This window comes from uncultured Maribacter sp. (assembly GCF_947496775.1).
GTDB lineage: Bacteria > Bacteroidota > Bacteroidia > Flavobacteriales > Flavobacteriaceae > Maribacter_B.
Genome location: NZ_CANMDU010000001.1, coordinates 681,523 through 695,872, shown reverse-complemented (window position 1 = coordinate 695,872; position 14,350 = coordinate 681,523). Strand labels below are relative to the sequence as shown.

General features: G+C 33.0%; 9 protein-coding genes. 3 read left to right on the top strand and 6 right to left on the bottom strand.

The features are described 5' to 3' along the window. Position 1 precedes the first annotated feature (1 nt). The 5 genes from Q0856_RS03200 to kduI form a co-directional block, all read right to left on the bottom strand. Positions 2-1,507 (bottom strand): sulfatase-like hydrolase/transferase, encoded by a 1,506-nt coding sequence (locus tag Q0856_RS03200; protein WP_298502499.1) that lies wholly within the window; start codon positions 1,505-1,507, stop codon positions 2-4. A gap of 24 nt (positions 1,508-1,531) precedes the next feature. Further along, positions 1,532-3,337 carry an arylsulfatase gene (locus tag Q0856_RS03195; RefSeq protein ID WP_298502498.1) on the bottom strand — a complete coding sequence of 602 codons (1,806 nt, stop codon included), beginning with the start codon at positions 3,335-3,337 and terminating at the stop codon, positions 1,532-1,534. Positions 3,338-3,340: 3 nt separating this feature from the next. Next, positions 3,341-7,561 carry a two-component regulator propeller domain-containing protein gene (locus tag Q0856_RS03190; protein ID WP_298502495.1) on the bottom strand — a complete coding sequence of 1,407 codons (4,221 nt, stop codon included), beginning with the start codon at positions 7,559-7,561 and terminating at the stop codon, positions 3,341-3,343. A 329-nt stretch (positions 7,562-7,890) separates the two neighbouring features. Further along, complete coding sequence (locus tag Q0856_RS03185) at positions 7,891-9,066, bottom strand: DUF4861 family protein (RefSeq protein WP_298474153.1); 1,176 nt, start codon at positions 9,064-9,066, stop codon at positions 7,891-7,893. Between the two features lie 34 nt (positions 9,067-9,100). Then, positions 9,101-9,940, bottom strand: coding sequence for a 5-dehydro-4-deoxy-D-glucuronate isomerase (gene kduI / locus Q0856_RS03180; RefSeq protein WP_298474150.1), 840 nt, complete (start codon positions 9,938-9,940; stop codon positions 9,101-9,103). 115 nt (positions 9,941-10,055) lie between these two features. Between kduI and Q0856_RS03175 the strand changes: the two genes are divergently transcribed. Then, positions 10,056-11,081 (top strand): LacI family DNA-binding transcriptional regulator, encoded by a 1,026-nt coding sequence (locus Q0856_RS03175; protein ID WP_298502492.1) that lies wholly within the window; start codon positions 10,056-10,058, stop codon positions 11,079-11,081. A 60-nt stretch (positions 11,082-11,141) separates the two neighbouring features. Here the strand turns inward: Q0856_RS03175 and Q0856_RS03170 are convergent, their stop codons facing one another. Next, the gene (locus tag Q0856_RS03170; RefSeq protein WP_298474144.1) at positions 11,142-12,011 is read right to left on the bottom strand and encodes an AraC family transcriptional regulator; all 870 of its coding nucleotides are present in this window, start codon (positions 12,009-12,011) and stop codon (positions 11,142-11,144) included. A 175-nt stretch (positions 12,012-12,186) separates the two neighbouring features. Between Q0856_RS03170 and Q0856_RS03165 the strand changes: the two genes are divergently transcribed. Next, the gene (locus Q0856_RS03165; protein WP_298474142.1) at positions 12,187-13,197 is read left to right on the top strand and encodes a zinc-binding alcohol dehydrogenase family protein; all 1,011 of its coding nucleotides are present in this window, start codon (positions 12,187-12,189) and stop codon (positions 13,195-13,197) included. A 58-nt stretch (positions 13,198-13,255) separates the two neighbouring features. Then, entirely contained in the window at positions 13,256-14,296 is a 1,041-nt protein-coding gene (locus Q0856_RS03160) for a sugar kinase (protein ID WP_298474140.1), read from the top strand. The last annotated feature ends 54 nt before the right edge of the window (positions 14,297-14,350 follow it).

Genomic DNA, 14,350 nt, shown 5'->3' with positions numbered 1-14,350 from the left:
TTTATTCTATAGAGTAGAATTCGCTTAAATCTAATGGATCATTAAGTTCTTTTTGCATGGCTACAAGGTCTTTGTATAGGGAGGCAATTTTTGGTTGGTATTCTTCTTTAGAGGCCAAGTCATTCATTTCTTCAGGATCTTTGTTTAAATCAAAAAGAAGCACTTTTTTTAATTTCGGGTAGAGAAGAAGTTTATAGCCATCCTTACGAATCATACGTTGTAAATCTACATACCCATTGTAAATAGCTTTATAGTTGCTTTTGGTTTCTTTGCCAGTTGCTAAGTCCATAATACTTTTAAAATATACGTATTCCGGTTTTTTAACACCAGCTATTTCTAGACTAGTAGCCATTGCATCTTGAAGGTATATGTCTGCATCTACCTTCTTTCCTTCTGGGATATCCGGGCCAACTATCATGAAAGGTGCTCTAATACTATGGTCGAACTGCGATTGTTTTCCTATTAAACCATGTCTGCCAGCTGCCAAACCGTGATCTGCAGTGAAAATAATATAGGTATTATCCATTTTTTCTGTAGCTTTTAGGCGGTCTAAGATTTGGCCAATTTGTACATCTAAATGTGTAATAAGGGCATAATATTCTTGAATGTGTTTTTTCGTAGCATATTCCGTTCTTGGGAAAGGAGCTAGTGCCTCATCTCTAAGGCTTCTTCCGCAACCAATACTATCCTTAAAAGGATATTCTGGCACCCAGCTTTTAGGTAGACTTATATTCTCTAATGGATACATGTCTATAAATTCTTGAGGAGCCTGTCTTGGGTCATGTGGCGCATTAAATGCTAAATACATAAAAAAAGGCTTGTCTTTTTTCTCTGCCTGATTAATAAAAGAGATTGCATCGTCTTTTAAAACCTCGCTCCAATGTTTACCACCTTCCCAGAAGCCTCCATATTTTTTATCTGTTGGTGACCAGGAAGAATCTTTTTTACTTAAAGGTCGGTTGTAACCTGTAGGCATAAAACTATCTGGATTTATATTTTTCCCTTTTATGTTTTTGAACTTCTGTACCATTTTGTCGTGATCCCATGCGTCTCCAGGCATTCCCGGTCTTATGTGTACTACATTTTGAAAAACACTATCAGCTTTTGCGTCTACGTGCCATTTCCCTGTCATGTAGGTGTCGTATCCATTACGTTCCATAAGTTTTCCCCAAGTCTTGTCTATATCTTTGTTTTTTAGCCAGCCTTGTCTAAAATCATTTACGTTCCATACACTACGACCAGAAATTAACATAGCTCTGGATGCCGCACATACAGCACCATTCCATGCACCCATGTTATAAGCATGTGTAAATGTGGTTCCTTGGGTAACTAAACGATCTAAATTTGGAGTTTTTATTTCGGTATTCCCTAGAGAATTTAGGGCCGAATATGTCATGTCATCCGCAAAAATAAAAACGACGTTTGGTTTTGTTTTCTCTATTTTTTTTTGCTCTTTTTTACAACTAAATAAAATGGCGATAGTTAAGAATAATAGTACTTTTTTCATAATTAATGAGCTCTTAGTCTTGGGTTATATTTTTTCAATAAGTGTATAGTATGCGGAAATTTCCTTTCCTTTTTCGTCTATAAAATAGCTTTCTAGCTTATTGCTTCCTATGGTGAATTTACCTTCTAAAACAACAGAAGGTTGTGTAGGGTCCACATCTTTATTTAAGGTGGTTTTTCCTATACTAATTCTTGCTTTTATAGGATTTATAATGGTTCCTTTAGGCAAAGTGGTTGTATAGGTTCCTCCATCAATAGCCGGTGTTGTAGCATTTAGAGCTAAACCGGACTCAGGTGGATATCGAAACATTTTTATTCTGTATTTGCCCGATGCTTTAATGTTTACGCTGTAGTATCCTTTTGGAAAGAATTTGGCTTCACGAATTTGCACTTGGTTCCAAGGAATAGGGTCTTTTGTATGCATGTCATGCACTGTAATTAAAACAGGGTTTGCAGCTTTATCTCCTAAAGGTATTTCGGCATAGCGAACATCTGGGACTATAGTTTTCCACCATTTGTCATAAAATGCTTGCATTTCTTTTACTTTTTCGGGATGAGCGTTAGAAATATCTTCCTTTTGTCCAGGGTCTTTTATGGTGTTGTATAATTCTTTTCCGTTTACTAACCTCCATTCTGTGGACATAACACAACTGTTTCTGCCTTTTTCGGGTAACTGATTTCTTTGCGTATCCACCACCAGCATTCTATCTATAGCTTTTTCTTTACCTGTTAATAACCCAGCAATACTAGTACCGTCTAAAGGTTTCTTTTCATTAAAAGAAATTCCCGCCATTTCGGTTAATGTAGGTAGCATATCAACATGTGCTGCTAAGTCATTTATTTTTTCTCCCTGTAAAATATTTCCATTAGGCCAGCTAATAAAAAATGGGACTCTGTGTCCACCATCGTAATGACTCGCTTTGGTTCCTTTTAATCCGGCATTATAGCCAGTATTTGGTTCCTTGTTCTTTCCTTTTGTTATTCCTGCAGCGGTTCCGTTATCTGTTGTAAATACTAATATTGTATTATCGTAAACCCCTTCTTTTTTTAAGTGCGCCACTAATTTCCCAAAATTTTCGTCAATGTTCGTTATCATGCCATAAAAACGCTTTTGAATATCCGATAATGGAGCATCGGAATACATTTCTGCGTATTTTTCTGGAACATTAAAAGGGCTATGGGCAGCATTTAAAGCTAAGTACATAAAGAATGGTTTTTCTTTAGACTTGTCAATATATTCTATGGCTTCGTTAAACCAAACATCGGTACAGTAACCTTTTACTTTTTCGGGTTTACTATTTCTATAATATGTGTCTTCAAAATAAGTGTTGTTCCAATAGTCTGGAGTTTGGTTTATGCCACCTCCCATTAAATTAAAAGTAGTTTTAAAACCTCTGTCTTCTGGTCTAAAAGGGTAATTATCCCCCAAATGCCATTTGCCAAACATGGCAGTTTCATACTGATTTTTTTTAAAAACTTCAGCAATAGTTTCTTCGTCTTCTAATAAAATGGAACAACCAGAAATAGTATGCCATGCATTATTTCTATTAGCATTTCTTCCTGTCATTAACCCAGCTCTAGTTGGAGCGCAGGTAGTACCTACATGAAAATTAGTAAGTTCTAAAGATTGAGAGGCAAAATTATCTAGATTAGGAGTTTTTATTACAGCGTTTCCATGACAACCAATATCTCCATAACCTTGGTCATCGGTTACAATAACAATAATGTTTGGACTCTTTTCGGGTGTTGGTTCTTTTTTTGAAGATTCTTTACAACTTCCTGTAAATATCAAAAAAACTATAAATAGATTTAATTTGTTCAATATTTTCATATTTTATGAGCTAGATGCTTTATTGTTTTTGATACTATTTACATATTCACTTGGTATTACTCCAAACTGTTTTTTGAAGCATTTAGAGAAATAGGAAGCAGTATTAAATCCGGTCATATACATTATCTCTTTTACGGATAAATCACTTTTTTCAAAAAGTTGTACAGCTCTTTTTAGTCTAATGTTTCTTATGAATTCACTTGACGATAATCCAGTTAATTCTTTAAATTTTAAGTATAAATTACTTCTGCTTAAGCCCATTTCTTTAACTAGCATCTCTACATTAAAATCGCTATTCATCATGTGTTTCTCTACAATTTCTATTGCTTGATTAAGGAAATTTTCATCTACAGAGGTAACAGTTATTTCTTTTGGTTGTATTTTAATATTTCTATTAAATCTTTTGCGAAGAACATCTCTTCTGGCAATGGTGTTGTTTAATTTAACTTTTAATAACTCAAGATTAAACGGTTTTGTTAAATAGTCATCTGCCCCAGATTCTAAGCCGTTTAATTTGCTTTCTTCCGAAGATTTAGCCGTAAGTAGAATAACAGGAATATGGCTCGTTTCTTCTTTTTCTTTAATGTTCTTGCATAAAGTTATACCATCCATTATTGGCATTACAACATCACTTAGAATAATATTTGGCATCAGTTTTAATGCGTAATCTAGCCCTTGTTCTCCATTTTCAGCTTCATAAATGGTAAATTTATCCGACAGGGCTTGTTTAATGAATAAACGAATATCTTTATTGTCATCTACTACTAAAAGTATAGGTAGTTTTGATCTAGAGTTAGACAAGTTTTTGTCTAATATTTCATCATTGATACTAATGGCAAAGGATTCTGTTTCTGAAGAACGAATAAGGAAGTCGCTATCGGTAACTTCTTTACGACTTATTTCTTCAATGTTTTGATATGCTTCATAATTTAACGGAAGGTGAACTGTGAATTCTGTGCCGATACCAGGTTGGCTCGTTACAGATATTTTACCGCGATGCAATTCTATTAGGTTTTTTGTAAAAGACAACCCAATACCCATTCCTTCTGCATTTAATTTAGTGTCATCTCTATTACTATAGAATCTTTTGAATACATTTTCTATTTTTTCTTTAGATATACCTTTACCATTATCAATGACTTTAATGCCAATACATTCATTAGACTTTAGTTTTAATGAAGTGTTTTTTTCTTTAAATATTTTTATTTCTATTTTTCCATTTTCTGGAGTAAATTTAAATGCATTGGAAAGTAGGTTGTTACATATTTTTTCTAAAGCATCGTGGTCTACCCAAGATTGAATTTCTTTTGGAGAAGAAGTAATAACAAAATCTATCATTTTTTTATGAGCTAGAAACTGAAAAGGCTCTGCTAATTCCGTAATAAAAGAAACCACATTGGTTTGCCTTACAACAAGGTGCATTTTTCCCTGGTTTATTTTTCTGAAATCTAATAATTGACTTACCAATTTTAATAAATAATTGGTGTTTTTATGCATTAGAGTATATTGTTCTTGTATTGCTTTTTGAGGAACATTTTCTCCATTTTTTTGAAGATATTCCAAGGGGCCTTTTATAAGAGTTAATGGCGTTCTGAATTCATGGGAAATGTTAGTAAAAAATTCAAGCTTTATCCTTTGCATTTCTTCTGACTGTTCTTTTTCTAAATGCTCTAATTCTAGCTGGTGCTTTTCTGTGGTTTTTATAAAAGTATATCTCCAAAACAACCAAATTAGACCTAATATGAGGGCTGTATAAAGAAGATATGCCCAATTTGTTCGCCAAAATGGTGGAATAACTTTAATCTCAATTTCGGATGGAGTTACATCCCAAATACCATCGTTGTTTGATGCTTTTACTAATAAATGATATGTTCCAGGTTCTAAATTAGTATAATTAGCAAAACGTTTGTTAGAGTTAGTTTTTATCCAGTCTTCATCGAAACCCTTGAGCATATATGCAAATTGGTTTTTACTTGGAGCTGCATAATGTAATGCTGCAAATTCAAAGGAAAAACTGTTTTCTTTGTATTTTAATTCTATTGTTTTAGTTGTGTTTATCGTTTTTTTTAGGATTACTCTACCATTAAATAATTCTCCGGGGCCTATCTTTTTATTTGAGATTAAAAAATTAGTGATTACTGTTTCCGCAGGAATTTCATTTACTTCTATATTTTCCGGATAAAAAGTATTAAACCCATTTACACCTCCAAAAAGGAATTCGCCATTTTTTCTTTTTAAACAAGCTAATTCTTGGAATTCATAGTTTTGTAAGCCATCTATTTCATCGTAGTTTGTGAAGATTTCGGTTTCGGGATTAAATTTGGATAAGCCTTTATTCGTAGAAAGCCATAAATGGCCTTCATCATCCTCCAGAATTCCTTTAATCACATTATTAGGTAATCCATGTTTGGTGTCGTAAGTGATAAAATGTTCGGGTGCACCTTTGTTTTCTCTTACAAATTTATTTAATCCGCCACCAAAAGTACCTATCCATATATCTCCTTTGCTAGTTTCTAAAATTGGAAGTATATAATTATGACTAATAGAGGTGCTATCTTTAGGGTCGTTCTTGTAAACTTTAAATTTAGGTTTGTCTTTTAACGTTTGTTTTGAGTTTAACCTACATAGTCCGTCTCCTGTTCCAAACCATAAAAAACCTTTACTATCCTCATAAATATTTCTAATAATATCACTAGAAATACTCTTTTTATTTAATGGGTTACTAGAAAACCTTTTAATTTCATAAGACTTAGAAATAGAATCGTATTTACTTCTATATACCCCTCCACTATAGGTGCCAATCCAAACAACATTATGCCTATCCTTTTTTATAGTAAAGACACTTTTTTTAATTTCTGGAATAAAAATGGCATTCTCTGTTTTAATTTTTTCTGGATGGGTAATGTCTAGTTTGTATAAAGAAGGGATGCCTTCTGCACCAATTAAGAGCATTTTTTTATCCCCTTCTTGAATTTCTTCAAGGGAGAATATTTTGTCACTGATATCAAATTTTTTAAAATGAGTATAATTGTCATTGTCAGTATGCGTTAGCATATTTAATCCTCCTCCTTCTGTACCTAACCAAAGATTTTTGTTACTATCCTCAAAAATTGCTCGTATTTTATCATAACTTAAACTACTATTGGAAAGGGTTTTTCTAATGTGCCTAAACTGTTTTCGTTCTAAATCTATTTTATTTATTCCCCCGCCATTTGTACCTACCCATATAATACCTGTTTTATCTATATATAGAGATTTTATTATGTCTTTACTTAGACTGTTTGGTATTTCGGGGTTATAGGTAAATGTTTCTGTTGCTTCTGGGTAATTGGAGCCATTGTTGCTAGAGAAGTATAATAATCCAGAATTGCTACCCACCCAAATATTATTATAGTTATCTATTTGTATGGAGGTATAAGAGCCGTCTGATATTTTTTTAGCACCGCTTACAGAGTCGTTTTTTCCTCCATGACAATATAAGCCCATATTAGTGCTAATAATTAAACGACCAAATTTATCTTCTTTAATACTCCGAACACCAACTGCCGGTATGCCTATAGTTTCATTTTCTAACCTAAAAAATAAATTATTGTTTTTATCATTGGTAAGTTTATAAATGCCATTAATGCCACCAGTCCATATTTGACCATTATTATCCTCAAAAAGACATAAAACGGAGCTGCCATCCCAGCCGCTGATACTCGGTTCTTTAACTGGATTAAATTTTTGAAAGACCGGATTTTTTATAGGTTTTTTCAGGTCTAACATGCTAACGCCCTTATTAGAACTTATCCATAATCGTTCTTTTTTATCAATATAAACATCCGATATAGAATTGCTGTCAATACTATTAGGGTTGTTTTTTTCATGTTTAAAATGGATGAATTTCTCTCTTTTTCTATCGAAAAAATTTAGCCCTCCACCTGTGGTTCCTACCCATAAATTTCCATCTTTGTCCCCGGTAATCGAGTATACTAAATTGGAGCTAATAGATCCTTTTGTATTAGATTGAGGCACATAATTTGTAAAGGTATATCCGTCATATTTGTTTAGACCATCATGAGTGGCAAACCACATAAAACCTTCCTCATCTTGATATATATCGTTAATGTCATTTTGCGATAAACCATCTTTAGTAGAAAGATGATCAAAATAAATATTGTTTTGCCCAGAAAGAATATTGCAAAGTAAAAAGGATGTAAGAAGATATAGGGAATGTCTCAAATCGTTTTTTTATTAATATACAATTTATCGTTTTTATTATCTTTTTTTCTTAAGTAATTTTATGAAAAGAATCTTTGGTAAGGAATTTCGAAATATTTTTTTCTATTTGAAGTTTAAAGCGGTTAATAGATATAGGAAAAGTATTTATTATCCATACTAGAGTAAAAAAATGAAGTAGAAATAAATAACAGAGAATAGGAAAATCTTTACGCATACCTGATAATTAACAAACGGTTATTATCAAAAGTATTTAGATTCCTTTTTAAAGTGTATACTAAATGGCCTAGAGTGTGCAACAAATGATTAGTACTTTAAAAGTAAGACCTAATCTAATGCCATTCTATGGTTAAGGGGGTATTTATTTTTTTGGAAAAATTACTTATATTTTCGTTCCATTCTATTTGATTCTTGTAATCTCCCCTAACTTTCCAACCAAAACCTGCATAGTAAGTAACATTATTATTTATTACTTTTAAGTTTGCATAGGCATTACTTAAATCTATGTCATTAGTTTCATATTTTTCAAGAGAGGAAATGTGTTTTTTTGGAGCTATTATAGCAGTCCCTAATTCCGAATCTCCGTGTGGTTGCCAATAACTAATCCAACCTTCGTCTGTATTTGCTTTAACAATACCATCTTTTTCATGAAGTGTTAAGCCAGCCGATATTTCATTTGTTCCTTCGATAGAGATGTCGAACTTGGAAAAATTACTACCATAATCAAGGCTAATAACTCTAGATTCTTTTATTAAATCTCCTGCGGCATTCCAATTCGCATATTCCACATAGAAACTTGTTCTAATAGGGCCGGTAGTAATGGTTTTCCACTTGGTGTAATTTTTGGAAAAATAATACGAGGTATCTTTTTTAATTGCAATTCCGCCAACACCTCGACTAATACCTACATGAAAATTGTCTAAACCTTCGCCAGTATCTTCATGATAAGAGCCTTCGGTTTGTAATTCTTTCTGATACCATTTGTTAATAATTGGATAGTCTACCTTTTTAAGCCAAGCATCTACACCACTAGATAAAGTGCCCCCAGGAGTACCTTCTTCTTTCATTTTTTGAGCCGTTGGTCCAAAAATTCTAAAAGCTACTTTATTATTTTCCCAAGTATAGTCATCTGTGCGTTCAGGAACAAAGCGAGAATAGCAAATAGCCTCTGGTTTTGTTATTTCTGTTAGTTTAAAAAGTTGATATTCTTTTTCAGAATTTGCAGCTATTTTTGGTTGAAAAATAATTTCATCATTTGTGCCATCACCATCATGGTCTATTAATTGGGACATTAAAATTTCTCCAGTACTATTATCTTTAATCCCTAGACTATCTATATTGTTGGTTTTAAGAAACTCTTTTGTAAGTGTTACAGTTTCAAAAAACCTCTGAATATCAAGTGTGTTTTTAACTACAAATACGGTATTCTCTTTATTTTTAGAACCACAAGAAAGTAGTAAAGATATACTACTAATAATTATAATAGTTTTTTGAATAGTGATGACCATGATTTTTAATAATTAAATAATGGAATGTTCATGGTTATCTTAGTTCTGTTATTTTAGCAACGTCCATATCTGTATAATCCAAATTTTCACCGGCCATACCCCATATAAATGTATAATTAGAGGTTCCTGATCCACAGTGAATAGACCATGGTGGAGAAATTACAGCTTGGTGATTTTGCATCCAAATATGTCTGGTTTCTTGTGGTTGTCCCATAAAATGGCAAACGGCTTGTTCTTCAGGAATATCTAAATAAAAATAAATTTCCATTCTACGATCATGAACATGTGCAGGCATAGTGTTCCAAACACTTCCAGTTTTTAGTTCGGTCATGCCCATTTGTAATTGGCAGGAGGTTACAATGCCACCTATAATCATTTGATTTACAGTTCTGTGGTTAGCGGTTTCTAAAGAGCCTAATTCTAGCTTTTTGGCATCTTGTAGACCTACTTTTTTAGTAGGGTGGTTTGTATGCGCCGGGGCAGAATTTAAATAAAATTTGGCCGGATTTTTTGGATCATCACTTTTAAATACAACAGATTTAATACCCATGCCAATATAAAGAGCATCTTTAAGACCTAAAGTAAATATTTCTCCATCTACTTCAACAGAACCATTACCGCCAACGTTAATGATGCCTAATTCTCTTCTATCTAAAAAGAACCCCGCTTTTAATGGATCAATTGCTTCTAGTTCTAATGGCTCAGTAGGAACAGCCGAGCCGGTAATATAACGATCGTAATGAGAATAGGTAAGGTTTACTTTACCTAATTGCATTAAATTGTCTATTAAAAATTCATTACGCAATTGGTTAGTATCGTATTTTTTTACTGTTTCGGGATTAGAAGCGTATCGGGTTTCGTAAATGGTTTTCATATGCTATATTGCGAATTAATAAATGCAGATAATAGTACAAACGTAATAAAAATATAGCAACAATACAATCGATTGTATTTTTTGCTTTTATATTTTAGATAAGGTGTGATATTTAATGGAAAATAACTCTACTACAATACATGATATTGCTAAAGCATTGGGGATTGATAGTTCTACCGTTTCACGTGCATTGAATAATAGTAATCGGGTTTCAATAAAGACAAAGCAGAAGATACTTGCAAAGGCAAATGAATTGGGGTATCAAAGAAATGTTTTGGCATCTAATTTGCGAAAAAGTAGAACCAATAATATAGGCGTAATTGTTCCCAGAATTTCACGGCATTTTTTTTCTTCAGCTATATCTGGGATTGAAGAAATCGCGTTTAAAGAGGGTTATAATGTTATAATATGTCAATCTTTAGAGCAATTTGAAAGAGAACAAAATTTGGTTCAGACTCTCGTTGCAAATAGGGTAGATGGTTTGATTATGTCTATTTCTATGGAAACATTGAGTTACAAACATTTAGAAGGCTTAGATAAGCATGGAACACCAGTATTGATTTTTGATAGACATTGCGATTTACCCGGTCCTAATAATGTGTTGTTAGATGATTTTAAAGGTGGGTTTGACGCAACCTCACATTTAATTTCGCAAGGATGTACTCATATAGTACATTTTTCTGGCCCTGATAGTTTAAGAGTATATAAAAATAGGTTAGAAGGTTATAAAGCAGCTTTAGAAAAACATGGATTACCATTTAGAGAAAATTTTGTTTTGAACTCTCGTTTAATGACAGAAGACGGAGTGTCTCTTTCTGAAAAAGTATTGGCATTACCAGAAAAAATAGATGGTATCTTCTCGGCGAATGATGTAGCAGCGATTAGTGCCATGCAGAATTTAAAGAAAAAAGGAGTGCGTATTCCAGAAGATATTGCAATAATAGGTTTTAGTAATGAGCCTATTTCTTCTGTGATAGAGCCCTCTTTAAGTACTATGGATCAGTCCGGAAGTGAAATGGGAAAATTGGCAGCAACATTGTTGTTAAAGCAAATTAAAAATAGAGCCTCTGAAAAAAAGGTAGAAACTATAATTATAAATCCAACTTTAATTGTTAGAAATTCTTCAAAAAAGAAGAGTTAGTAAGAAAAAATAGAGCTTTGTAAAAGTGCAGTAAAGATGGTTCAGAATGTAAGAAGAAAATTAACTTACTTGTGTATGATGACGTAGATATTCTGAAGGTGATTTTAGAGTAATTTTTTTAAATTGTCTGTTGAAATTAGAAATATTATTAAAACCAGAATCGTAACATATGCTTGCAATATTTCCTTTTTGTTCAATTAGTTGGTTGCATGCGTAGCCAATGCGCACTTCATTTAAGTATCTAGAAAAGGTTTTCCTGTTTACTCTTTTAAAGTATCTGCTAAAAGCGGAAGAGTTCATGTTCGCTACATTAGCAACGTCTTCTAAAGATATGGGTTTGTTAAAATTTTCGAATATATATTCGTACGTGTTATCTAAAGTTACATTTTTAGTTTTGTTAAATGTTTTAATATAACCTTCACTAGAGAGTATTTCGTAGTTTTTATGTTGAGCAAGTTTGTTTAATATGGTTAATAATTCTATAGTTCTATCAAAACCATTACGATTAGAAATTTGTGTTATTTTTTTAGGAATTTCTAAAGGAATCGAAATAAATTTAAGGCCATATTTCGCTTTTGTTAAGAGTTGTAAAATTGGTTTCATTTCTTTGGTTTCAAAAAAATCTTTTCCCAAAAAATCTTCTTTAAAATGTATAACTATGTCTTCCGCGATTAGTTTAGAATTAGGTTCAAAATAACGATCATCGTTCACCCACATATGCGGAAGGTTTTTTCCAATTAAAACAAGGTCTCCTTCATCAAATTTTTTAATACTATCTCCGACAAATCTCGTACCTGTACTTTTTAAAGTTAAAACTAGCTCTAATTCTGGATGATAATGCCAAACTTTAAGAAAAGAAGGGTCAGAGTGTTTCGTTATCATAAAGGAATTATTCTCTAGATTATCTCTGCTAATTAGATGTAGTTTCATAGCTTTTTTTAATGTTTTTTGTAGGAATGTTGGCAATATAAAACAAAATTAAGGTTTAAGTTTAATTTAAGGCAAAAATAGTATCAGTATCAGTCGTATTTGTGGTAGCTATTCTTTTTTTAGCAATTTAACTTTGTATTTATTAATGAATTGAAATAAAAAGTATCCTATAAATATGAAATACATAGTTTGTGAAACACCAGGAACATTTCTTTTAAAGGAAAAAGAAGCGCCAAAAAAGGCAGCTGGAGAAGCACTATTGAGAGTGACTAAAGTTGGTATTTGTGGGACAGATTTACATGCTTATGCGGGTAATCAGGCATTTTTTTCTTATCCAAGAATCTTGGGTCATGAGTTAGCTACGCAAGTAATAGAAATAGAGGAAAATGAGCAGGGTATAAAAGCAGGAGATAATGTTGTGGTTATGCCATATGTAAGCTGTAAAAAATGTATAGCATGTAGAAATGGGAAAACAAACTGTTGTACTAATATTAAAGTTTTAGGGGTGCATACCGATGGAGGAATGCAGGAAACAATTTCAGTTCCGGTAGATTTGTTAATACCTGCAAATAATCTTAGCGATGATCAAATGGCAATAGTAGAACCTTTAGCTATTGGTGCTCATGCTATTAGAAGGTCTATGTTGCAAGATGGTGAAACAGTAGTAGTTGTAGGTTGTGGGCCAATAGGCATCGGGATTATGAAGCTGGCTCAAATAAAAGGAGCAAAAGTAATAGCAATAGATATGAACCAACAACGTTTGGATTATGCTAAGGAAAAAATAGGTGTGGATCATATTGTTTTAGGAGGAAAAGATGCAGTTGAAACTATTTCTGAAATAACAAATGGCGATATGGCAACTGTAGTTTATGATGCCACAGGACATAAAGGGGCATTAGAATCTGGACCTAATTATATGTCGCATGGAGGAAGATATGTTTTGGTCGGCTTGTCAAAAGGAGAGCTAACCTTTACACATCCAGCAATTCATGCTAAAGAAACAACAATAATGTGTAGCAGAAATGCAACGCTAGAAGATTTTGAGCATGTAATAAGTGTGTTGAATGAATTTCCAACAGAATCTTTCATTACTCATAATGTTGATGCTTCTGAAATGATACAGAATTTTGATAGCTGGCTGGATCCAGCAACTGGGGTAATTAAAGCCACAGTGAATTTTAATTAAATTGAACTCGACTATTAACATTAAATATTTTTTTTAAACTTTAATCAATTCAAATCAAATGAAAAAAGTAGTAACCTTTGGAGAAATTATGCTTCGTTTAGCACCTCCAGGATTTTTAAGATTTTCGCAGGCAAATAACTTTGATGTTATTTATGGCGGTGGAGAATCTAATGTTGCAGTATCACTAGCCAATTATGGTGTGCCTGTAGATTTTGTTACACGTTTACCAAAAAATGACATTGGTGAGTGTGCAATGATGGAAATGCGCAAGCGAGGAGTAGGCGTAGATAAAATAGTTTACGGAGGAGACCGTTTAGGTATCTATTTTTTAGAAACAGGAGCAGTAAGTAGAGGAAGTAAAGTAGTTTACGATAGAGCACATTCTGCTATAGCTGAAATTGAATCTGGAATGATAGATTGGGATGCTGTTTTTGATGGCGTAGAATGGTTTCATTGGACGGGTATTACACCTGCTATTTCTCAAGGAGCGGCAGATGTATGTTTAGAAGCAGTGAAGGCTGCTAGTGCAAAAGGAATTACTATTTCTACCGATTTAAATTACAGAGCTAAGCTTTGGAATTATGGTGGAGATAGAGAAGCTATTATGACAGAACTTACATCTTATTGTGATATTATCTTAGGAAACGAAGAAGATGCTGAAAAGCACTTTGGAATTCATCCAGAAGGTTTAGATGTACATAAAGATGGTCATGACGTTAAAGCAGAAGCATTCTTATCTGTGTGTAAACAAATGATGAAAAAATTCCCAAAAGCTAAAAAAGTAATTACAACTTTAAGAGGTTCTATATCTGCATCGCACAATACATGGGCAGGTGTTTTATGGGATGGTTCTAAAATGTATGAAACGCGTCAATACCAAATTACAGATATCGTAGATAGAGTAGGTGGTGGAGATTCTTTCATGGGAGGATTAATCTACGGATTATTAAAGTACCCTGAAGATGATCAAAACGCACTTGATTTTGCGGTAGCAGCATCCTGTTTAAAGCACACAATTAAGGGAGATGCTAACTTAGTTACAGTTTCAGAAGTTGAAAAACTTATGGGTGGTGACGCATCTGGCCGTGTTGCTAGATAGATTTTAATAAAACAAAATAACAAATCCTCCTCTTTTTTAGAGGAGGATTTATAT